This window comes from Streptomyces sp. NPDC002088 (assembly GCF_040296605.1).
Taxonomy (GTDB): domain Bacteria; phylum Actinomycetota; class Actinomycetes; order Streptomycetales; family Streptomycetaceae; genus Streptomyces.
In genome coordinates, this window is the sequence record NZ_JBEOXO010000003.1 from 566,569 (window position 1) to 588,152 (window position 21,584).

General features: G+C 71.2%; 15 protein-coding genes. 6 read left to right on the top strand and 9 right to left on the bottom strand.

Annotation, left to right across the window (positions count from 1 at the left end):
• Positions 1–58: 58 nt before the first annotated feature.
• On the top strand, positions 59–943 hold the full coding sequence (locus ABT114_RS09810) for a helix-turn-helix transcriptional regulator (RefSeq protein WP_351140456.1): 885 nt from the start codon (positions 59–61) through the stop codon (positions 941–943).
• An 87-nt stretch (positions 944–1,030) separates the two neighbouring features.
• On the opposite strand, the gene ABT114_RS09815 is transcribed toward ABT114_RS09810, so the two are convergent.
• Positions 1,031–2,482, bottom strand: a complete 1,452-nt coding sequence (locus ABT114_RS09815) for an MFS transporter (protein ID WP_351140458.1) — start codon at positions 2,480–2,482, stop codon at positions 1,031–1,033.
• Positions 2,483–2,599: 117 nt separating this feature from the next.
• On the opposite strand from ABT114_RS09815, the gene dusB reads away from it, so the two are divergent.
• The gene (dusB, locus tag ABT114_RS09820; RefSeq protein WP_351140461.1) at positions 2,600–3,742 is read left to right on the top strand and encodes a tRNA dihydrouridine synthase DusB; all 1,143 of its coding nucleotides are present in this window, start codon (positions 2,600–2,602) and stop codon (positions 3,740–3,742) included.
• Here the strand turns inward: dusB and ABT114_RS09825 are convergent, their stop codons facing one another.
• The 3 genes from ABT114_RS09825 to ABT114_RS09835 all read right to left on the bottom strand — a co-directional run bounded on the left by ABT114_RS09825 (position 3,743) and on the right by ABT114_RS09835 (position 9,230).
• A complete protein-coding gene (locus tag ABT114_RS09825) occupies positions 3,743–5,713 on the bottom strand; it encodes an alkaline phosphatase family protein (RefSeq protein WP_502988269.1) in 1,971 nt (656 codons plus the stop codon). It lies immediately after the preceding gene.
• 155 nt (positions 5,714–5,868) lie between these two features.
• Entirely contained in the window at positions 5,869–7,803 is a 1,935-nt protein-coding gene (locus ABT114_RS09830) for an amylo-alpha-1,6-glucosidase (RefSeq protein WP_351140463.1), read from the bottom strand.
• Positions 7,800–9,230 carry an MGH1-like glycoside hydrolase domain-containing protein gene (locus ABT114_RS09835; protein ID WP_351140465.1) on the bottom strand — a complete coding sequence of 477 codons (1,431 nt, stop codon included), beginning with the start codon at positions 9,228–9,230 and terminating at the stop codon, positions 7,800–7,802. The genes ABT114_RS09830 and ABT114_RS09835 overlap by 4 nt, the downstream gene beginning before the upstream one ends.
• 119 nt (positions 9,231–9,349) lie before the next feature.
• On the opposite strand from ABT114_RS09835, the gene ABT114_RS09840 reads away from it, so the two are divergent.
• Both ABT114_RS09840 and ppdK read left to right on the top strand, forming a co-directional pair.
• Positions 9,350–10,579: an ROK family protein gene (locus ABT114_RS09840; RefSeq protein ID WP_351140467.1), complete on the top strand. Its 1,230-nt coding sequence runs from the start codon at positions 9,350–9,352 to the stop codon at positions 10,577–10,579.
• Positions 10,580–11,091: 512 nt separating this feature from the next.
• Positions 11,092–13,839 (top strand): pyruvate, phosphate dikinase, encoded by a 2,748-nt coding sequence (gene ppdK, locus ABT114_RS09845; protein ID WP_351140469.1) that lies wholly within the window; start codon positions 11,092–11,094, stop codon positions 13,837–13,839.
• A gap of 145 nt (positions 13,840–13,984) precedes the next feature.
• On the opposite strand, the gene ABT114_RS09850 is transcribed toward ppdK, so the two are convergent.
• Together ABT114_RS09850 and ABT114_RS09855 are read right to left on the bottom strand one after the other, a co-directional pair.
• On the bottom strand, positions 13,985–14,401 hold the full coding sequence (locus tag ABT114_RS09850; protein WP_351140471.1) for a TIGR03668 family PPOX class F420-dependent oxidoreductase: 417 nt from the start codon (positions 14,399–14,401) through the stop codon (positions 13,985–13,987).
• A gap of 94 nt (positions 14,402–14,495) precedes the next feature.
• Positions 14,496–14,927: an excalibur calcium-binding domain-containing protein gene (locus ABT114_RS09855; RefSeq protein WP_351140473.1), complete on the bottom strand. Its 432-nt coding sequence runs from the start codon at positions 14,925–14,927 to the stop codon at positions 14,496–14,498.
• A 323-nt stretch (positions 14,928–15,250) separates the two neighbouring features.
• On the opposite strand from ABT114_RS09855, the gene ABT114_RS09860 reads away from it, so the two are divergent.
• Entirely contained in the window at positions 15,251–16,102 is an 852-nt protein-coding gene (locus ABT114_RS09860; RefSeq protein ID WP_502988285.1) for a serine hydrolase, read from the top strand.
• A 205-nt stretch (positions 16,103–16,307) separates the two neighbouring features.
• Positions 16,308–17,234 carry an oxidoreductase gene (locus tag ABT114_RS09865; protein WP_351140477.1) on the top strand — a complete coding sequence of 309 codons (927 nt, stop codon included), beginning with the start codon at positions 16,308–16,310 and terminating at the stop codon, positions 17,232–17,234.
• 35 nt (positions 17,235–17,269) lie between these two features.
• Here ABT114_RS09865 and nirD read toward each other — a convergent pair whose 3' ends face one another.
• Genes nirD through ABT114_RS09880 form a run of 3 tightly spaced genes read right to left on the bottom strand, consistent with a single transcriptional unit; the run spans position 17,270 to position 21,443 of the window.
• Complete coding sequence (nirD, locus tag ABT114_RS09870; protein WP_351140479.1) at positions 17,270–17,620, bottom strand: nitrite reductase small subunit NirD; 351 nt, start codon at positions 17,618–17,620, stop codon at positions 17,270–17,272.
• Positions 17,617–20,226 carry a nitrite reductase large subunit NirB gene (gene nirB, locus ABT114_RS09875; RefSeq protein WP_351140481.1) on the bottom strand — a complete coding sequence of 870 codons (2,610 nt, stop codon included), beginning with the start codon at positions 20,224–20,226 and terminating at the stop codon, positions 17,617–17,619. The genes nirD and nirB overlap by 4 nt, the downstream gene beginning before the upstream one ends.
• Positions 20,226–21,443 (bottom strand): NAD(P)/FAD-dependent oxidoreductase, encoded by a 1,218-nt coding sequence (locus tag ABT114_RS09880; RefSeq protein WP_351140483.1) that lies wholly within the window; start codon positions 21,441–21,443, stop codon positions 20,226–20,228. Before ABT114_RS09880 ends, nirB begins: the two co-directional genes overlap by 1 nt.
• Positions 21,444–21,584 lie beyond the last annotated feature (141 nt).

Sequence of the window (21,584 nt, forward strand, 5' to 3'; positions counted from 1 at the left end):
TTTATCCTGGTAGCAGGACTACCTGGAAACAGGGTCCGGGCGGCGTCATGCTGGACGCATGACGACCATGGCCCAGGAGATGACCGCCCCCCGGGTGCGCGGCGCGGAGATCCGGCGGCACGAGCTGGCCGGGTTCCTGCGCAGCCGACGCGAGCGCATCGCGCCGGAGCAGGTGGGGCTGCCGCGCGGCGGCCGCCGCCGCACTCCCGGCCTGCGGCGGGAGGAGGTCGCCCAGCTCTCGGCGGTGGGCGTCACCTGGTACACGTGGCTGGAGCAGGCCCGTGACATCCAGGTCTCCGTGCAGGTCCTCGACGCCCTCGCCCGCACCCTGATGCTCGACCCGAGCGAGCGTGCCCACCTCTTCCAGCTCGCGGGGGCCACCGATCCGACTCCGGCCCATGTCTGCCCGTCGGTCACCCCGGCCCTGCGGGCGATCCTGGAACAGGTCGAGCCCTTCCCCGCCTGCCTCCAGAACAGCCGCTACGACATCCTCGCCTACAACCGCACGTACGGGCTGCTGCTCTGCGACCTGGACGCGGTGCCGCCCGAGGACCGCAACTGCATGATCCTCTCCTACACGCACGAGGAGTGGCGTGCGTCGATCGTGCACCTGGAGGAGGTCCAGCGGCTCATGGCCGCCCGCTTCCGGGCCGCGATGGCCGGTCATCTCGCCGAGCCCGGCTGGAAGATGCTGCTCAAGCGGTTGCGCGCGGAGTCCCCCGAGTTCCGCGACGTCTGGGAGCGGCACGAGGTGCTCGCCGCCCGCACCCGCCGCAAGGAGTTCCGCAACCGCCACGTCGGCCGCATCGCCGTCGACCACACCGACCTGTGGCTGGGGCCCGAGGCGGGCCCGCGCCTGGTGACGTACACACCGGCGGACGAGGAGTCGAGGGCGAGGCTGGAGAAGCTGCACGCGATCGCGCTGGAGAGAGCCGGCTCTTGAAGGGCACCCAGGGTCGGCTCTCAAGGGTTCAAGGGCTCAAGGGCTCAAGGGCTCAAGGGGTACTCAGGGCCGGCTCTCAAGGAGCACTCACGGACGGCCGGCAGCCCCCACGGCCTCCTTCACCTCGGCCGACTCCAGCTGCTCAGCCGCTCGCTCGGCCGTCCTGCGCGCCCACCGCCCGCTGCTCACCGCGCCCAGCACCAGCACGGCGAAGCCGCACCCCGTGAGAATCCACCATCCCGGCCGGGCCGCCGACACGAACGTGTCCGCGTACGACGACGCCCCCACGCCGGACGCCAGCACCGCTCCGACCACCGCGACGCCGAGTGTCTGCCCGAGCTGCCGGCTGGTGGAGGCGACGGCCGCGGCGACGCCGGCCTGACTGCGCGGCATGCCGGACACCGCCGTGTTCGTTATGGGCGCGTTCACGAAGCCGAAGCCGATGCCGAACAGGACGTACCCGGCGCACAGCGTGACGTTCGACGTCTCCGCCTCGAAGGCCGCGAACATCACCCCGCTCGCCGTCATCGCGAGGCCGGCGACCAGCAGCGGAAGCCGCGGGCCCCGGCTGCCCACCAGCCGTCCGGACAGCGGTGCGCACAGGAACGTCGGGACTGCCATCGGCAGCATCCACAGGCCCGCGTGCAGGGCGTCGAGGCCGCGTACGTTCTGGAGGTACAGGGTCGACAGGAACAGGAAGCCGCCGAGCGCGGCGAACGCGCTGATCGCGACGACCGTCGCCCCGCTGAACGGCGCCGAACGGAAGAAGCGCAGGTCGATGAGGGGTTCGGCGCGCCGGGGCTCGTACCACAGCAGCCCGGCCAGGGCCGCGACGGCCAGCACCGCGAACGGGAGGATCGAGGCGAGGCCCGCATTCGGTGCCTCGATGATCGCGTAGGTCAGGGCGCCGAACAGCACGATCACCAGCAGCTGGCCGACGGGGTCGGGGCGGCGGGCCTTCGGCGCGCGGGACTCGGGGACGTAGCGGAGGGTCAGGACGAGGGCCGCGAGCCCGACCGGCAGGTTGACCCAGAAGATCGAGCGCCAGCCGACCGACTCCACCAGCGCTCCGCCCACCAGCGGTCCTGCCGCCATGGAGATGCCGACGACCGCGCCCCAGGCGCCGATCGCGCGGGCGCGCTCGCGCGGGTCCGTGAAGGTGTTGGTGATGATCGACATGGCGACCGGGTTGAGCATCGAGCCGCCGACCGCCTGCACCATGCGGAACGCGACGAGCGACTCCAGGTTCGGGGCGAGGGAGCACAGCAGCGAGCCGACCGAGAAGACGATCAGGCCCGCCATGAAGATCTTCTTGCGGCCGATCCGGTCGGCCGTGGAGCCCGCGAGCATCAGCAGCGCGGCCAGCACCAGCGTGTACGCGTCGATCGTCCACTGCAGGCCCGACGTGGACGCGTGGAGGTCGCGCTGCATGGCGGGCAGGGCGACGTTCAGGATGGTGTTGTCGAGGCTCACGATCAGCAGGCTCATACAGCAGATCGCGAGGACGAGCAGACGTCGTCGGGAGCTGAGCTCGGGCATACGTCCCATGGTACGCGGATTCGATAGTGCGACTAACTAATGGTCGTTGCATGATCATGCGCGGGGTGCCGCCAAGCCGGTGCCCGAGTACCCGCGGGCGTACGGGACAATGGGGGAATGTCCACGCCCGCAGCCCCCTTGCAGATCGGCCCGCACACCGTCCAGCCGCCCGTCGTGCTGGCCCCCATGGCCGGGATCACCAACGCGCCCTTCCGCACCCTGTGCAGGGAGTTCAGCGGTGGCAAGGGGCTGTTCGTGAGCGAGATGATCACCACCCGGGCGCTGGTCGAACGTAACGAGAAGACCATGCAGCTGATCCACTTCGACGCGACCGAGAAGCCGCGTTCGATCCAGCTGTACGGCGTCGACCCGGCGACTGTCGGCAAGGCCGTCCGCATGATCGTGGAGGAGGACCTCGCCGACCACATCGACCTGAACTTCGGCTGCCCGGTCCCGAAGGTGACGAGGAAGGGCGGCGGGTCCGCCCTCCCCTACAAGCGCAACCTGCTGCGATCGATCCTGCGCGAGGCCGTCAGCGGCGCCGGGGACCTTCCCGTCACCATGAAGATGCGCAAGGGGATCGACGACGACCACATGACCTACCTCGACGCCGGGCGGATCGCGGTCGAGGAGGGCGTGACGTCCATCGCGCTGCACGGGCGTACGGCCGCGCAGCACTACGGCGGTACGGCCGACTGGGACGCGATCGCGCGGCTCAAGGAGCATGTGCCGGAGATCCCGGTGCTCGGCAACGGCGACATCTGGTCGGCGCAGGACGCGCTGCGGATGGTGCGGGAGACGGGCTGCGACGGGGTCGTGGTCGGGCGCGGGTGCCTGGGCCGGCCCTGGCTGTTCGCGGACCTGGTGGCCGCGTTCGAGGGGCGTGAGCAGGACATCATGCGGCCCACCCTCCGGCAGGTCGCCGACGGCATGGTCCGGCACGCCACCCTCCTCGGCGAGTGGATCGGCGACGAGTCGCGCGGGGTCATCGACTTCCGCAAGCACGTGGCCTGGTATCTGAAGGGTTTCGCGGTCGGCTCCGAAATGCGCAAGCGCCTCGCCATCACTTCCTCCCTGGAGGAGCTCCGGGGCGGGCTGGACGAGTTGGACCTCGACCAGCCCTGGCCCGTCGGCGCCGACGGACCCCGCGGTCGTACGTCCGGCAACAACCGTGTGGCGCTGCCGGACGGCTGGCTGAAGGACCCGTACGACTGCGCGGGCATCGGCGAGGACGCGGAGCTGGACACGTCCGGGGGCTGATCAGCTCCCGGAGGGGTGCGGGGTCGAGCCGTACGCCGTCAGGAAGCGGTCACGGAACGCGCTCATCTTCCAGACGGGCGCGTTGTGGGCCGGGCGGAGTCCGTCCGTCCAGTTCCAGTCGGCGATCTTGTCGAGGACCTTCGGGTCCTTGGCGACGATCGAGATCGGGACGTCACGGCTGGCGTGGGTGCCGCTGACCCGGGAGATCGGCTGGTGGTCGCCGAGGAAGACGAGGACGGTGTCGTCGGTGCCGTAGCGCTCCAGCCACTGGGTGAGGGCGGTCACCGAGTACTGGATCGACTTTCCGTACTCCTGCCGGGACTTGGTGGTGTCGGCGATGACGTCGGCCGCCTTGTTGCCCGCCTTCTCGATGTCCTGGAAGACCGAGCCGTCGCCGAGGGTGTCCCAGTCGACCATCTTCGGGATGGGCCCCCACGGCTGGTGGCTGGAGGTCAGGATGATCTCCGACATCAGCGGCTTGTCGCGCTTCTTGCTGTGCTCCAGCTGCTGGAACGCCTCCAGCGCGTACTGGTCGGGCATGGTGGACCAGCTGAACTTCGGGCCCTGGTAGCCCATCTGGAAGGCGTTGTAGACCTTGTCGAGGCCGTAGTACTTCTGCTCCGGCCAGCCCTTCTGGATACCCGGCATGACACCGACCGTGTCCCAGTCGCCGGTCTTCTGGAAGGCCTTGGTGAGGCTGAGGTGGTCGCTGGACATGACGGTCCGGTAGCGCTGCTGGTTGTCGATCCACAGCCCCGACAGGGTGGTGGAGTGGCCGAGCCAGCTGCTGCCGCCGTACGTCGCCGAGGTCAGCCAGCCGCTCTTGGCGTGGAAGCCGGCCTTCTCCAGGGCCTCGGTGCTCGTGGCGAGCGTCTGGTCGACGCCGGGTGCCATGATCGGGTCCTCGATCGCGCTGCGGCCGTAGCTCTCGATGAAGGTGAAGATCATGTCCTTGCCGCGCAGGTCGGGCACGAGCTGGTCGGCCGGGGTGTTGCCGAAGGTGTCCTGCCCGGCCTCCTTCGCGAACGCCGCCTCGTCCCGGAGGGTTTCCTGCACCGCCCGGGCCTGGTACTTGAAGACGCCGGCCGTGTGCTGCGAGGCGATCGGGGTGCCGCCGACCTCGAGACTGAGGGCGGTGCAGGTGATCCAGACGGTGCCGACGAGGAGCGCGGCCCGGGTCGCCCGGGCGCGGTGCCGGTCCAGCAGGTTGCCCAGCCGGACCACGGCCAGCGCGACCAGGACGAGCAGAAGGACCACGGCGGTGATGACACCGACCGTGAGGAGGAGGGTGACCGTCCCGCCGAGCGAGTCCTTCAGGTACGACTGGGCGTCGTCGAGCAGGCCCCAGTCGAGGACGATGTTGAAGCGGCGGCCGAGGTAGTCGTTGTACCCCATGTCCAGCATGTTCACCACGGTCAGGGCACCGAGCAGCACACCGGCGACCGCCGACACCACCAGCCGCGGCCGGCGCGGCAGGCTGAGCAGTACGACGGCCAGGATCACCGCCTCAGCGGGGAGCCGCATGAACTCTTCCGGCTTCAGATTCTGGAGCGTGCTCGGCATCTGCAGGCAGACGTGGACGAGAAGCACGGCGAGCAGGGTGGTGGTGAGGGACAGCGCCTGAGAGACGACGGGGTGCTTGTCCCGCCAGCCACGCCAGCGCCGCCGGATTCCGGGGCGGGCGCGGCGATCGCTGTCGAGGGTGGGGGTGTCGTCGGCGGCGACGGGGCCGGCGGCTTCGGCTTCAGCACCGGTCTCGGTCTCGGTCTTGGCCTCGGCCTCGGCCTCGACGTCGCCCCCGCCCCGGCCCGCGCCGTCCGTCGAGCCCTCCGCCGCGCCCTCCGTCTCCGGCGCCGCAGACGACCCCTCGTCGGTGTCAGGCGACCCCTCGTCGACGTCGGGGGTCAGGAGCTCGCCCTCGGCAACCCCTGCCGTGTCCGGTTCCTGGCGAATGCTCGTGTGCTGAGGCAACGGAGGTCCTTCCGTGCGGGGCGCGTGACGGAGTGGCGGGCCCCGCTGGGGAGGCCGGGCCCGCCGTCATCCCGTACGGGCTGCCCCGGGTGTTCGTTCATGAGGCGGGGCAAACACCCGGCAAACGCCTCGTCAACATTGCCGCCGGACAGACCTTACGCGCCGCCGACCGCCGTGAGCAGGGCGAGTGGGGCCGCCGCCGACCGGGACTCCCGTACGCACGCGTGCGGGTAGGGAACCGGCTCCCCGTGGGTGTCGCGGCCGTAGCCCGCGAGGACCTCGGGGAGGCGATGGCCGGTCGCGGTGGCCGCGTCGACCAGGGCGTGGGCGACCGTACGGGCCTCGTCGTGGAGGCCGTAGCGGGCCAGACCCAGGGTGATGAGCGCGTTGTCGTGCGGCCAGACCGAGCCCCGGTGGTACGAGAGGGGGTGGTACGCCGCTTGCCCGGAGGCGAGCGTGCGTACGCCCCAGCCGGAGAAGAAGTCCGGTTCGAGCAGACGCCGGCCGACCAGCTCTCCGTACTCCTTGTCCAGCAGGCCCGACCACAGCAGGTGCCCGGCGTCCGAGGCCAGCGCGTCGACCTGGCGGCCCTCGCCGTCCAGGGCGAGGGCCGGGAAGGTGTGCTCCCGCATCCAGAAGTCCCGCTGGAAGCGGTCGCGCAGGTCGGCGGCCGCCTGTTCCAGCAGGGCCGCGTAGACCATGTCCTCCCAGGCCGTACGCGCGACCCAGGCCGTGCGGCGCAGGGCGTCGTACGCGTATCCCTGGGCCCCCGCCGCCATCACCGTGCCGCGTGCGCGGGTGCCGTCGGCGGAGCAGATGGCGCCGGGGGAGTCCTTCCAGTTCTGGTTGGCGAGGCCGCCCTGGTCGGCGCGGTAGACCAGGTAGCCGCGGGACGTCAGGCCGCCGTGGTCCAGCATCCAGCCGATCGCCGCGCGGGCGTTCGGCTCCAGGCGACGGGCCAGGGTGACGTCCCCGGTGTGCTCGACGTACGCCCCGAGCAGGACGAGGAACAGCGGCGTCGCGTCGACCGAGCCGTAGTACCGCCCGTACGGCACCTGCCCGAAGTGGGCCAGTTCGCCGTGCCGCACCTCGTGCACGATCTTGCCGGGCTGCGCCACCGACGCCACGCCGGTGTCGGTCGCCTGGGCCGCGGCGAGCGCCCGGAGCGTGGCGGCGGCCAGCTGGGGGCGGTAGGGGAGGGCGAACAAGGACGTGAGCAGGGCGTCCCTGCCGAGCAGCGTCAGGAACCACGGGGCACCCGCCGCCGGGACGCGCAGTTCCTCGCCGTCCGGGCCGGTCGCCGGGACCTGGAGCGAGGCGAGGTCGGCGAGGCCCCGGGCGCAGGCCGCCGCCAGCTCCGGCCAGCCGGTCGGGAAGGCCACGCCCTCCACGAAACGGCCCTCCAGCGCGAGGAGTTGCTCGTTGACCGCGGCCGGGGAACGCGGCACCCGCAGGGCCCGCTTCTCGCCGTGCGGCCGGGCCATCACCCGCAGCGTCAGCTCCGCCGTGCCGTGCGGTTCGAGGTCGAGGGTCCACACCAGGCGGCGGGCGCCGGTGCCGGTCTCCTCGATGCCGTCCGGGGCGGGCTCGGCCGTCACCGTCGTACAGGAACGCCACTCCCCGCGCCGGTAGACGAACTCCACCCCGTCGTCGAGGATCTGGCGGGAGCGGGTGGCGCCGGCCTTGGCGTACGTGCGGTGGTCGGAGCGCAGCTCGAACTGGTCGGTGAAGTCGGCGTCCGCGGTGACCGCCAGGCGCACGGTCGTGGGTACCGGGCGGTTGCTGGTGACCCGTACCGTCTCGACGAACGAGCCGTCACCGACGGCCTGTTCGCGGAAGAGCGTGTACGCGGGCGGCTCGGCGCGCCCACCGCGCGGTACGAGGACGCAGCGCGCGGTGTCCCCGTCCGCGACCGGCGACAGCGCCTCCGGCACCGCACCGTCGATCGTCAGCTGCCAGCGGCTCAGGTGCCGGGCGTCGCGGACGAACAACCCGTCGGGCGAGCCGCCGCGTACACCACTGATGTCCCCGCCGTCGCCCACCGCGGCGAACGTGCCGCCGTACACGAGCAGATGAAGCCGGTCCGTCATCCCCGGTCCCCTCCCTTGTCACTCATGTCGAACGTGCCGATGCCCGTGACGGGCACGCTGTGTCCCGAGGGCCCGTGGAGCAGGTCGAGCGTGAGCGCCGCGGTCCAGCTGAAGCCGGTCGCGCCGCAGGCCTCGCCCGTGTACGGGTCCACGTACTCCGCGAAGTCGGTTGCGTCGGCGGTGTCCAGGACCGCCTGCCGCAGCGCCTCGGCCCGCACCTGTTCGCCGTGCAGCCGGAGCCCGCGCTCCAGCAGCCAGCTGGTGTTGAACCAGGCCGGACCCCGCCAGTAGCGGTGCGGGTCGAAGGCCTCGCCGAGGAGGTCGAAGCTCGGGACGAGGCGGGTGCTGCTCCCCAGCCCGAAGTGGGGTCCGCGGGCGGTGCGGACGAGGGCGGCGGCGATGCCGTGGGGGAGGCCGGGCAGGAGGAGGGGGATCAGACCGGAGACGCTGCGCTCGGGGATCATGTCCCCGCCCCGCACGTCCCGGCAGAAGAACATCCCCTCCGCCGGATCCCACAGTCGCTCCACCAGCGCCGCCGTCAGCCGCTCCGCGCGCGCGTGCCGGGCGGTTCCGGTCGCGCCCAGCTCGTGCGCGATCCGCGCGAGCGCGTGCTCGGAGGCGATCAGCAGGGCGTTGAAGGACGGATCCTCCACGGCGAACTCTCCCCCGCCGTCGGCGTACTGCCCGTCCCGGTAGTCCGTCGCCAGCCGCACGTACCGCCCGTAGTCCAGGTCCGTCGGCCGGTCCTCGGCCGCGCCGTGGTCGAGGTCGGCGCGGCGGAAGGAGCGGGCCGGGGCCGGGGTGACACGGGAGAGGGGGGCGTCCCAGCAGGGGCTGTTGTCCATGCCCTGTTCCCAGGGGTGCACGACGGACGCGAGTCCGCCCCCGCCCAGGTCCCGGCGGTGCAGGAGATAGCGGTGCCAGGCGGCGAGACGCGGATAGACCCGGGTCAGGAAGCCGCGGGCCCGGGACAGCCCCGGGTCGGCGCAGTGCACCAGCCACGCGGCCAGCGCGTGCACCGGTGGCTGCACGATGCCCGAGGTCTGTACGGTGCGCGGGGCGCCCGCAGCGCGCCCCGCGGTCGAGGAGCGCCAGAAGTCGGGGCTCGGGAAGTACGCGTCGAGCGGCACGGAGGGGTTGAAGACGATGTGCGGGATCCGCCCGTCGCCCCACTGGGCGGCCAGCAGCGTCTCCAGCTCCGTCTGGGCCCGCAGCGGTGAGACGTGCCGCAGGCCGATCGCGATGAACGCCGAGTCCCAGGACCACTGGTGCGGGTACAGGCTGGGCGAGGGCACCGTGGACGTTCCCGTCCAGTTGCCCTCCAGCACGTGTGCGGCTCTGAGGTGCAGCGAACCCGCCGAAGGAGGCGGATTGTATGCAACAGAGCGCTCCGCGCGGCGGGCGGTCAGCTGGGCAGTGCGATCCACTCGGGGCTCCCCGAAGACGTAGGGCGGACCGGTTCGGCAGTGGCTACCGTAGGGTTACGTCTATTTAACACGCAAAACTCAATATGTAATGCAGGGTTGAGAAACACAAGGGGGTGCGCATGACCGGACGGCCGGGCAGGACAGGTAGGGCCACGAAGGCAGGCAGTCAGGCGAGCGCCGGAGATCTGCTCGAACTGGTGCGCACGGGCCGCGCCACCACGCGCGGAGCCCTCCAGCAAGTGACCGGACTCTCGCGGGCCACCGTCGGCCAGCGCCTCGACCGTCTCTTCCGCGCGGGCTGGCTGCGCGAGGGCGCCGGCGGCCCCGTGGACTCCCCGCTGGGTGGCCGCCCCTCCATCACCCTGGAGTTCGACGACGCCCACGCGGTCGTCCTCGCCGCCGACCTCGACACCCGGCACGCGCGTGCCGCCGTCCTCACGCTCACCGGCGAGATACTCGCCGAGCACTTCGGCACGCTGGTCATCGAGGACGGCCCGGACGCCGTACTGGGCGAGCTGGGCCGGTGGTTCGCCGAGCTGCTGGAGAAGGCGGGGCACCGGGCCGGCGAGGTCTGTGGCATCGGGCTCGCGGTGCCGGGCCCGGTCGACAGCGAGACCGGCCGGGTCGTCCAGCCGCCGATCATGCCCGGCTGGGACGGCTACGACATAACGGGCCGCCTGGCCCGCGCCTTCACCGAGCACACGGGCGCCCAGCGGGTACCGGTCCTCGTCGACAACGACGCCAACCTCATGGCATACGGCGAACAGCGCACCGGACACCCCGACTGCTCGGCGTTCATGCTGGTCAAGGTGTCGACCGGCATCGGCGCGGGTGTCGTGGTGAACGGCTCCGTATACCGCGGGATCGACGGGGGCGCCGGCGACATCGGGCACATACGGGTGGGCGCGGAGGCGCTGTGCCGGTGCGGCTCCTACGGCTGTCTGGCCGCCGTCGCCAGCGGTGGCGCCGTGGCCCGGCGGCTGGCTGAGGCGGGACTGCCGGCGGCCTCCGGCTCGGATGTGCGCGACCTGCTCGCGGCCGGGCATCCGGAGGCGGCGGCGCTGGCGCGCGAGGCCGGCCGCAGGGTCGGGGACGTCCTCGCGACCGTCGTGACGCTGCTCAACCCCGGTGTGCTGATGATCGCGGGAGATCTGGCCGGAACCCCCTTCCTCACCGGCGTGCGGGAGCTGCTGTACCAGCGGGCACTGCCGCGCTCCACGGCCCGGCTGGAGGTGGTCACCTCGCGGCTCGGCGAGCGGGCCGGGCTGGTGGGGGCCGGCGCGATGGTCGTGGAGTACCTGTACGCGCCGGAGCGGGTGGAGGAACGGCTGCTGGCGCTCGGCGTGTGAGCGGATGAGCGGATGACGCGATGTGCAGCGATAGGGGCGGAGGCGCGGAGGCGCGGAAGGCGCGGCGGCGCGGAAGGCGCGGAAGCTGCATCTGAAGCGTGGGTGACGAGCATGTTTCCTGTCCGGATTCCCGTCCGCATGGTGAAATCCGGGCAGCTGTGACAGCGTGATTCTCGCCACCCTTGATAAGGGTTGCGCTCAGATGAGCGGATTGTGCGCGACTGCACTTCTCCAAGGGGTGGCACTGAGTGCCACCCCTTGATCGTTCATCGATCGAAATCAGGCGTGCCAAGAGCCGCTCATATGAGCGCGATTCGGCGTCTACGGGCGTTGATGCGTTCAAGAAGTGAAAACACCGGCTGCTCGACGCTTGCCAAGCCTTGACTTTCAATCCGCTGGCGGACGGTGAGTTACAGGCGCATGACGCGCAAGTGGACGTACCCAGGCGCCTTCGATCTGGGTATGTTCCTGGCCGTCAGGGCAGCCACCGCGTCCTCGAGGAGTCGAGACCCGTGTCGGAAAACAAAGAACCCCAGGTAGCTGAGAGCGGCACCAGCGTTGAGGGCGTGAAGTTCGTTTACGACTTCACCGAGGGCAACAAGGACCTCAAGGACCTCCTCGGCGGCAAGGGCGCCAACCTCGCCGAGATGACCAACCTGGGCCTTCCGGTCCCCCCGGGCTTCACGATCACCACCGAGGCCTGCAAGACCTACCTCGACAGCGGCGAGGAGCCCGCGGCACTGCGTGACGAGGTGAGTGCGCACCTCGAGGCCCTCGAAGCGAAGATGGGCAAGAAGCTCGGCCAGGCCGACAACCCCCTCCTCGTGTCGGTCCGCTCCGGGGCGAAGTTCTCCATGCCGGGCATGATGGACACCGTCCTGAACATCGGCCTCTCCGACAAGTCCGTGCAGGGCCTCGCCAAGCAGGCCGGCGACGACCGCTTCGCGTGGGACTCCTACCGCCGCCTCATCCAGATGTTCGGCAAGACCGTCCTCGGCGTCGACGGCGAGCTGTTCGAGGAGGCGCTGGAGAGCGCCAAGGAGGCCAAGAAGGTCACGGTCGACACCGAGCTGGAGGCCGCGGACCTGAAGAAGCTGGTCACCAAGTTCAAGCGGATCGTCAAGACCGAGGCCGGCCGGGACTTCCCGCAGGACCCGCGCGAGCAGATGGACCTCGCCATCAAGGCGGTCTTCGACTCCTGGAACGGCGACCGCGCCAAGCTCTACCGCCGCCAGGAGCGCATCCCGCACGACCTGGGCACGGCCGTCAACGTCTGTTCGATGGTCTTCGGCAACCTCGGCCCGGACTCCGGCACCGGTGTCGCCTTCACCCGCGACCCCGCCTCCGGCCACCAGGGCGTGTACGGCGACTACCTCCAGAACGCCCAGGGCGAGGACGTGGTCGCGGGCATCCGCAACACCGTCCCGCTCGCGGAGCTGGAGCAGATCGACAAGAAGTCGTACGACCAGCTGATGCAGATCATGGAGACGCTGGAGAACCACTACAAGGATCTCTGCGACATCGAGTTCACCATCGAGCGCGGTCAGCTGTGGATGCTCCAGACCCGCGTCGGCAAGCGCACGGCGGGCGCGGCCTTCCGTATCGCCACTCAGCTGGTGGACCAGGGCCTCATCGACGAGACCGAGGCGCTCCAGCGCGTCACCGGCGCCCAGCTGGCCCAGCTGATGTTCCCCCGCTTCGACGAGCACGCGAAGACCGAGCAGGTCGGCCGGGGCATCGCGGCCTCGCCGGGCGCGGCGGTCGGCAAGGCGGTCTTCGACTCGTACACGGCCGTGAAGTGGTCCCGCTCGGGTGAGAAGGTCATCCTGGTCCGCCGCGAGACCAACCCCGACGACCTGGACGGCATGATCGCGGCCGAGGGCATCCTGACCTCGCGCGGCGGCAAGACCTCCCACGCGGCGGTCGTCGCGCGCGGCATGGGCAAGACCTGTGTGTGCGGCGCGGAGGAGCTCGAGGTCGACACCAAGCGCCGCCGGATGACGGTCCCCGGCGGGCATGTGGTCGAGGAGGGCGACGTCATCTCCATCGACGGGTCGAGCGGAAAGGTGTACCTCGGCGAGGTGCCCGTCGTCCCCTCCCCGGTCGTGGAGTACTTCGAGGGCCGGATGCACGCGGGCGCCGACGACGCCGACGAGCTCGTCGAGGCCGTGCACCGGATCATGGCGTTCGCCGACCGCAAGCGCCGCCTGCGCGTCCGCGCCAACGCGGACAACGCCGAGGACGCGCTGCGCGCCCGCCGCTTCGGCGCCCAGGGCATCGGCCTGTGCCGTACGGAGCACATGTTCCTCGGCGACCGGCGCGAGCTGGTGGAGCGGCTGATCCTGGCCGACACGGACGCCGAGCGCGAGGAGTCCCTGAAGGAGCTGCTCCCGCTCCAGAAGCAGGACTTCGTCGAGCTGTTCGAGGCGATGGACGGCCTCCCGGTGACGGTCCGGCTCCTCGACCCGCCGCTGCACGAGTTCCTCCCCGACATCACCGAGCTGTCGGTGCGCGTGGCACTCGCCGAGGCCCGCAAGGACCCGCACGAGAACGAGCTGCGCCTGCTCCAGGCCGTCCACCGGCTGCACGAGCAGAACCCGATGCTGGGCCTGCGGGGTGTGCGCCTGGGCCTGGTGATCCCCGGTCTGTTCACGATGCAGGTACGGGCGATCGCGGAAGCGGCCGCCGAGCGCAAGAACGCCAAGGGCGACCCGCGCGCCGAGATCATGATCCCGCTCGTCGGCACGGTCCAGGAGCTGGAGATCGTCCGCGAGGAGGCCGACCAGGTCATCGCCGAGGTGCAGGCGGCCACCGGCACCGAGCTGAAGCTGGCCATCGGCACGATGATCGAGCTGCCGCGCGCCGCGCTGACCGCCGGTCAGATCGCCGAGGCGGCGGAGTTCTTCTCCTTCGGCACGAACGACCTCACCCAGACGGTGTGGGGCTTCAGCCGCGACGACGTGGAGGCCTCGTTCTTCACGGCGTACCTGGAGAAGGGCATCTTCGGGGTCTCCCCCTTCGAGACGATCGACAAGGACGGCGTCGGCTCCCTGGTGAAGTCCGCCGTGAAGGCCGGCCGCGAGACGCGTCCCGACCTCAAGCTCGGCGTCTGCGGTGAGCACGGCGGCGACCCGGAGTCGGTCCACTTCTTCCACGAGGTGGGACTCGACTACGTCTCCTGCTCCCCGTTCCGCATCCCGGTGGCACGCCTGGAGGCGGGCCGCGCGGCCACGCAGTCGGCGGGCAGCGACCACCGCTGAGCCCGTCCCGACCCCGGAGCCGCCGCTGGTCCCCGACCGACCCTCACCGATTGGCAGCGGCTCCGGCACTCGAAAAAGAAGGGGCGGCACCCTGTGCGGGGGTGCCGCCCCTTCGGCGCGCGGTCGTTCGACGTCTCCGGCAGGGCTATGCGAAGGCCCAGCCGCTCCACTTCTCGACCCGAACGGCGGTCACAGGGCCCTGGGGAGGTGCGTCCTCGTACTGGTCGTACTTACCGCACAGCAGCTCCACTGCGCGGAGCCGCTCCTCGCCGTCATCCAGCACGTCTCCACGGCCGTCGGCGCGGGCCCACCACAGAGTCGACCAGTCCTCGCCGTAGTGGTCGACCAGCACCGCCACCGACGGGTTCTCCCGGATGTTGCGCAACCGCCTCAGGTCCCATGTGTTCTTGGGCTTGTGGTCGACCGCGAAGTACAGGACATCGTCCAGGACGGCGAAGGTCACGGGCACCACATGAGGCACCCCCTCGGCGTCGGCCGTCGCCAGCCGTGCGACGGGTGACGCGACAAAACGTTCCCGGGCGACGAGCGGCGAGAGCTTCATGCGTCCCACCGTACTGAGGCGCTGGGATCCGAGATGCCTGGAGTTTCGTGCTGCTGTGCTCCCCGCCCCCCACCACCGCCGCCGCTCGTCTACGTCACTCGCAGGCGACGCCGTCCCCGTCGCGGTCGAGGTGGCGGCCGTAGCCGGGGTCGCCGGCGTAGACGGGGGCGGCGCCGGCGGCTCGGGCCTCGGTGCAGTTGGCGTAGTACGCGCTGTCGCTTCCGCTGTCGTCGGAACCGCTGTCCGCCGCCGGCTCGGCCGTGATCGTCTTCGTGACCTTGACGGTCTTCGTGGCGGTCACGGTGGCGGCCGGCTCCGGTTCCGCGGTCTCGGCCGCGGTCGCCGTGGCTGTGACGGTGACCGTCGGGCCGGGCGCGGCGGCGGCGGGCTTCGCGGCGGTGCCCGTCGTGTCCTGACCGCTGTTGCCTATGCCGACGCCGATGAACAGGGCCAGGCCGAGCGCCGGGAGCAGGTACCGCTTCCGTGCCCACCGCGGGGCGGGTGGAGTGGCGTACGGGTTGGTCATTTCATCCCCCAAGGTGTGTCAGATGCGGGGATGACCGTATTGCCGGGCCACCACTCGTGGAGGAGGGGTGATGGTTTCGTGATGAACGAGGTTGGTGACGAATGCCTTGATAAATGTCACACGCTCGGAAAACTCCCAATTCGGGCATATTGCAATCTTTGGTGCACCGCGGTCTTCTCTGCCCCTGTAGCGTCGCCGTCGTCCACCCCCTCGCAGTCGATGGCGAGCGGGCTGCCCATGCGACCGCAGACACAGAGCAGGACGGAACCTCCATGCCCGCAACGCACATAAGCCGCCGCGCGCGACGGGGACTGGCCGCGGCCATGGCCGCTGGGACGGTGCTTGCCGCACTCGCGACCGCCACCCCGGCCGGGGCGAGCACCGGTGGCGCGACTGTCGGCGGTGCGACCGTCGGCGGCTCACACGTGACGTGCACCTCGCAGCAGCCTGGGCTGGCGGCCCGGCTGTCGCAGGACATCGCCGACGCTCTCCGTGGGCGCCAGGGAGCCTCGGCGCTCGCCCTGTACGACCGCTCCACCGCGACCTCGTGCACGTTCCGGGCCGACGCGGCCTTCGACTCGGCGAGCGTGGTCAAGGTGACGGTGCTGGGGGCGCTGCTGCGGCAGGCGGCGGAGGGACACCGTGGGCTGACCGCCCGCGAGGTGAAGCTGACCACCGCCATGATCACCAAGTCGGACAACGCCTCGACCAACGCTCTGTGGCACCAGATCGGAACCGCCGGCATCCAGCGCTTCCTGACCCTGGCCGGAATGCGGGACACCGTTCCCGGAGCGCAGGGTCACTGGGGGCGCACCCAGGTCACGGCCGGCGACCAGCTGAAGCTGCTCCGACTGCTCACCTCGGACAACACGGTCCTCGACCGGAGCGCCCGTGCCTATGCCCTCCGTCTGATGAACCGAGTCGTCCCCGAGCAGCGTTGGGGAACACCGGCAGGGGTGCCCGCGAAGACGACGGTGCACGTCAAGAACGGCTGGCTGCCGGATGACACCGACGGCTGGCGGGTGAACAGCGTCGGCGTGTTCACCGGCGGCGGGCGCGACTACGAGATGGCCGTGCTGTCACGCGGCAGCGACACGATGGCCGACGGCGTCGCCACCGTCCAAGCCGCCGCCCGAGTCATCAACCGAGACCTTAACCGGTCGACCGCGGCCTGAACTGGCCGACCGCGGCCTGAACCGGTCGACCGAGACCTGAGCTGGCCGACCGCGGCCTGAACCCGGCGATCGCGGCCTGACGCGGCTTCGGCTCGGGCGCCGCGCACATCGGCCCCGCTGGGGTCCCCGTACCGCAACCTGCCGAGGCGCCCTCCGTCGATCGCCCTAGGGTGGGATCAGGCACACCTACGGAGGGAAGACGGTCATGTCCGGCTGGAGCGCGCACGACATGCCTGATCAGAGCGGCCGTACCGCTGTCGTCACCGGAGCCAACAGCGGGCTCGGGTACGTCACTGCGCGGGAGCTGGCGCGCAAGGGCGCACGGGTGGTCGTGGCCTGCCGGAGTGAGGTCCGGGGGCGTGTGGCGGTCGATCGGATCGGTGCCGAAGTGCCGGGTGCGGAAGCCGAGTTCGCCCGGCTGGACCTGGGCGACCTCGGATCCGTCAGGGAGTTCGCGGCGGTGTTTCCGTACGACCGGCTCGATCTGCTCGTCAACAACGCCGGGGTGATGGCGCTGCCGTACGGGACGACGGCGGACGGCTTCGAGACGCAGTTCGGCGTGAACCACCTGGGGCACTTCGCCCTCACGGGACTGCTGCTGCCCGCGCTGCTGGCCACCCCCGGCGCGCGGGTCGTGACCGTCTCCAGCATGATGCACACGCTCGCGAACATCGACATCGGCGACCTCAACAGCGAGCACCACTATCGGCGTTGGATCGCCTACGCCCGCTCCAAGACCGCCAACCTGCTGTTCACGCACGAGCTGGCGCGCAGGCTGGCGGCCACCGGGTCGGACGCGGTCGCGGCGGCGGCCCACCCCGGATACGCGGCCACCAACCTCCAGACCGCCGGTCCACGGGCGGAGGGCCGCCGGACCGCCGAGCGGCTCATGCGGCTCGGCAACCGCGTCATCGCCCAGCCTGCCGAGGCGGGCGCCCTCCCCACCCTCTACGCCGCCACCGCCCCCGACGTACGCCCCGACGCCTTCACCGGCCCGTCCCTCGCGATGTGGCGCGGGGCGCCCGCACCCTCGTGGCGGGCGCCCTGGACGCGCGACGACCGGGTGAGTGAGCGCCTGTGGACCGCGTCCGAGGCGCTCACGGGGGTCATCTACGACGGACTGAAGGCCTGACGAGCGTCCTTCCGTTCCGGTCCGGCGCCACGGCCTCAGGCCGCCCGTACCTCGTACGTCGCCACCCGCACCGTCTCGTCGTCCAGGCACTGCCCGGACAGCAGGTCGAAGCGCTGCTTGAGCAGGGGCGAGGCGACGAACGGGCGGCCCTGGTGGGTGCCGGTCAGGCCGCGGGAGAGGACTGCCGCGCCGCTGAACGGGTCGCGGTTGTCGATGCCGTACAGCTGCCCGGCCCGGTCGCGGAACAGAGCGATCTGGCGGCCGTCGGGCAGGAGGGCGGCCACGCCCCGGCCGGGGGTCAGCGCGGTCAGGTCGCAGACCGTGAACCAGGAGTCCTCCAGGCGGAGCTGGATCTTCAGGTCGGTCGTCTCGGGTGCCAGGGTCATCGCTGGGCGCTTCCTTCCAGGGGTCGCGTGCCGATGGTCAGCAGCGGCAGGTCGGGCTTGATCTGGTCGCGCTCGGGGACGAAGCCGACGACCGGGTCGGGGGTGTCGGGCGCATTGACGAAGGACACGAACCGGGCCAGCTTCTCGGGGTCGTTGATGGTCTCCGCCCACTCGTCGCGGTAGGCGGCGACATGTGCGGCCATCAGCGACTCCAGTTCCTCGCAGATGCCGAGGGAGTCCTCGACCACCACCTCCCGGATGTGGTCGAGGCCGCCGGGGATCCGCTCCAGCCAGGTCGACGTGCGCTCCAGGCGGTCGGCGGTGCGGATGTAGAACATCAGGAAGCGGTCGATCAGGCGGATCAGTTCGGCGTCGGACAGATCCTGGGCGAGCAGGTCCGCGTGGCGCGGGGTCGCGCCGCCGTTGCCGCCGACGTAGAGGTTCCAGCCGTTGGAGGTGGCGATGATGCCGAAGTCCTTCGACTGGGCCTCCGCGCACTCGCGGGCGCAGCCCGACACGGCCGACTTGAGCTTGTGCGGGGACCTGAGTCCCCGGTAGCGCAGCTCCAGGTCGATCGCCATGCGGACGGAGTCCTGGACGCCGTAGCGGCACCAGGTCTGGCCCACGCAGGACTTGACCGTGCGCAGCGACTTTCCGTACGCGTGCCCCGACTCGAAGCCCGCGTCCACCAGCCGCGCCCAGATCAGCGGGAGCTGCTCGACCCGCGCGCCGAACATGTCGATGCGCTGGCCGCCGGTGATCTTGGTGTAGAGGCCGAAGTCGCGGGCCACCTCGCCGATCACGATGAGCTTCTCGGGGGTGATCTCGCCGCCCGGGATGCGCGGCACGATCGAGTACGAGCCGTTCTTCTGGAGGTTGGCGAGGAAGTGGTCGTTGGTGTCCTGCAGGGCCGCCTGCTCACCCGCCAGGACGTAGCCGTTCGCGCCGATTGTCGGGGCGAGGGAGGCGATGATCGAGCCGACCGCCGGCTTGCAGGTCTCGCAGCCGTCGCCGCCCCGGGCGCCCTCGCGGCCGTAGCGGTCCAGCAGGTCCTGGTAGGAGTTGATGCGCAGGGCGAGGACGATCTCGTAGAGCTCCTCGCGGGTCTGCGCGAAGCAGCCGCACAGGCCCTTGTCGACCTCGACGCCGCTCGCCTCCAGCTCCGCCGTGACGAGCTGGCCGAGCACCTTGACACAACTGCCGCAGCCCGTCCCGGCCTTGGTGCACTTCTTCACCTCGGGCACGGTCGTGCACTGGTGGTCCGTGACCGCGCCGCGGATCGTGCCCTTGGTGACGTTGTGGCAGGAGCAGATGACCGCCTCGTCCGGCAGCGCGGACGGGCCGAGCTGGGCGGGGGCTCCGGCGCCGGCCGGCAGTACCAGCTGCTCGGGCGAGACGGGCGGGACGGATCCGGTGAACGCGCGCAGCGTGCCGTACGCATCCGCGTCGCCGACCAGGATGCCGCCCAGCAGGGTGCCGTCCCGGCCGATGACCAGCTTCTTGTACAGGCCCGCGCGGGAGTCGGAGTACACGACGTCCAGGCAGTCCTCGGCCGTTCCGTGCGCGTCGCCGAACGACGCCACGTCCACGCCGAGCAGCTTCAGCTTGGTGGACAGGTCGGCGCCGGTGAAGGAGGCCTCGTCGGCGGCGATCGTGGCGGCCGCGGTCTCGGCCTGCTCGTACCCCGGGGCGACCAGGCCGTACACCCGGCCGTCCGCCGCGAGCGCGCACTCGCCGATCGCGAACACGTGCGGGTCGGTGACCGTACGGCACTGCTCGTCGACCGAGATGCCGCCGCGCTCGCCGACCGTCAGACCGCAGTCGCGGGCGAGCTGGTCGCGGGGGCGGACACCGGCGCTGAACACCACCATGTCGGTGGCGAGTTCGGAGCCGTCGGACAGCTTCATGCCGGTGACCGCGCCGTCCTCACCGACCACGATCTCCTGGGTGCCCACACCGGTGTGGACGGACAGCCCCATCTCCTCGATGGTGCGCAGCAGCGCCGCGCCGCCGCCGTCGTCGACCTGCACCGGCATCAGGCGCGGCGCGAACTCCACGATGTGCGCGTCGAGGCCGAGGCCCTTGAGCGCGCCCGCGGCCTCCAGGCCGAGCAGACCGCCACCCACCACGGCACCCGTCGTCGCCCGCGACTTGGAGTACTCCTCGATCGCGAGGAGGTCCTCGATGGTGCGGTAGACGAAGCAGCCCTCGGCGTCCTTGTTGGGGACGGGCGGCACGAACGGGTAGGAGCCGGTGGCCAGGACGAGGACGTCGTAGTCGACGGTCAGCCCGGAGCGGGCCGTCACCCGCTTCCCGGAACGGTCGATCGTTTCCGCCGGGTCGCCGACGTGCAGCTCGATGCCGTGCTCGCGGATGAACTCCATGTCGGTCATGGAGAGGTCCTCGGGGGTCTTCCCCGAGAAGTACGAGGTGAGGGCGACGCGGTCGTACGCCGGACGCGGCTCCTCACACAGCACGACCACGCGGTGCGTGGCGGTCATGCCGCGCTCGGCGAGCGCTTCGAGGAAGCGCTGGCCGACCATGCCATGGCCGACGAGCACGATCGTGGGGCGGGGCTGGTCCCCAACAATTGCGGTCGTGGTCATCAGGAGCCTCCATCGTTGGTGAGCAGGTGGAGCAGTGGTGCGCCGTCCGTGGGGAGCGGCTCTGCTCCCTCCCAGGCGCGCGCGAGCGCGCCGACGGTGCCGAGTTCGCCGACGAGGACCCCGCCGACCAGGCGGTCGTCGCGGACGACGACCTTGCGGTAGGTGCCGCGGGTGGCGTCCGCGAGCTGGATGAAGTCGTCGCCGGGGCGCGGTTCGGTCTCGCCGAACGCGGCGAGGTCGAAGGGGGAGTCCTGTCCGGTCATGGTGAGCCGGGTCAGGGAACGGGTGCCGGTGTAGCGGGCGTCCGCGTCGCCCGCGAGCAGCTCGGCCAGCACATCGGCCTGTTCGAGGGCGGGGGCGGCGAGGCCGTAGGTCGTGCCGTCGTGCTGGACGCAGTCGCCGATGGCGCGGATGTGCGGGTCGGACGTACGCAGTTCGTCGTCGACCAGGATGCCTTTGTGGACGGCGAGCCCGGCCTCCTTGGCGAGGCCCGCGCGCGGGTGGACCCCGCAGGCCAGCACCACCAGGTCGGCGTCGAGCGCGTACCCGTCGGCCATCTCCACCGAGCGGACCGCGCCGCCGACGCAGCGCACGTCCCGTACGCGGCACTCGGTGTGCACCTCGACGCCGAGGTCCTTCAGATGCCGCAGGACGAGCTTCGAGGCGCCCGGGTCGAGCTGGCGCTCCATGAGCCGCTCGGCCTGCTGGGCGAGGACGACCTGCGCGCCGCGCACGGCGAGCGCTCGGGCCGCGGACACCCCCAGCAGTCCGCCGCCGATGACGACCGCCCGCACCCCCGGCCGTACGGCCTTCGACAGGCCGAGGCAGTCGTCCATGGTGCGGAACGCGTGCACACCCTCGGGCAGCTCGTGGTCGGGGGTGAACAGGCCGCGCAGGGGCGGCAGAACCGGGTTGGAGCCGGTGGCCAGGACCAGCGTGTCGTATGCGATCTCCGGGCCGTCCGCGCAGTGCACGATCCGGGCGGCGCGGTCGATGCCGGTGACCCGGGCGCGGACCAGCTCCGGCGGGGCCGGGAGGGAGATCACCTCCGGCGCGTAGCGTCCGGCCAGCACCTCGGCGAGCAGGACCCGGTTGTACGGGCGGTGCTCCTCCTCGCCGACGACCAGCGCGGGCGTGCCGAGCTCACCGAGCCGCCGGGCGAGATGTACGCCCGCGAGGCCGGCGCCGATCACCACCACACGCGTATTCGAGGTCATGTCTAGGAGCGTGCGATGCGGGTGTTACCCGGCCGCATCACATCTGTTTCCCGCGAGGAACGCTGCCCTCAGCGGGGGCGGGGCGGGGGTGTGAGGGTTCGGGGGGTGCGCCGGGGGTGGGGTGTGAGGGGCTGCGGCGGG

Bases quoted from the DNA above. Each gene is read 5' to 3' on its own strand.
- ABT114_RS09880 (WP_351140483.1), bottom strand. From the start codon at position 21,443: ATGACCTCGAATACGCGTGTGGTGGTGATCGGCGCCGGCCTCGCGGGC.
- ABT114_RS09815 (WP_351140458.1), bottom strand. From the start codon at position 2,482: ATGCCCGAGCTCAGCTCCCGACGACGTCTGCTCGTCCTCGCGATCTGC.
- ABT114_RS09855 (WP_351140473.1), bottom strand. From the start codon at position 14,927: ATGACCAACCCGTACGCCACTCCACCCGCCCCGCGGTGGGCACGGAAG.
- nirD (WP_351140479.1), bottom strand. From the start codon at position 17,620: ATGACCCTGGCACCCGAGACGACCGACCTGAAGATCCAGCTCCGCCTG.
- dusB (WP_351140461.1), top strand. From the start codon at position 2,600: ATGTCCACGCCCGCAGCCCCCTTGCAGATCGGCCCGCACACCGTCCAG.
- ABT114_RS09860 (WP_502988285.1), top strand. From the start codon at position 15,251: ATGGCCGCTGGGACGGTGCTTGCCGCACTCGCGACCGCCACCCCGGCC.
- ABT114_RS09840 (WP_351140467.1), top strand. From the start codon at position 9,350: ATGACCGGACGGCCGGGCAGGACAGGTAGGGCCACGAAGGCAGGCAGT.
- ABT114_RS09810 (WP_351140456.1), top strand. From the start codon at position 59: ATGACGACCATGGCCCAGGAGATGACCGCCCCCCGGGTGCGCGGCGCG.
- ABT114_RS09850 (WP_351140471.1), bottom strand. From the start codon at position 14,401: ATGAAGCTCTCGCCGCTCGTCGCCCGGGAACGTTTTGTCGCGTCACCC.
- nirB (WP_351140481.1), bottom strand. From the start codon at position 20,226: ATGACCACGACCGCAATTGTTGGGGACCAGCCCCGCCCCACGATCGTG.
- ABT114_RS09830 (WP_351140463.1), bottom strand. From the start codon at position 7,803: ATGACGGACCGGCTTCATCTGCTCGTGTACGGCGGCACGTTCGCCGCG.
- ABT114_RS09865 (WP_351140477.1), top strand. From the start codon at position 16,308: ATGTCCGGCTGGAGCGCGCACGACATGCCTGATCAGAGCGGCCGTACC.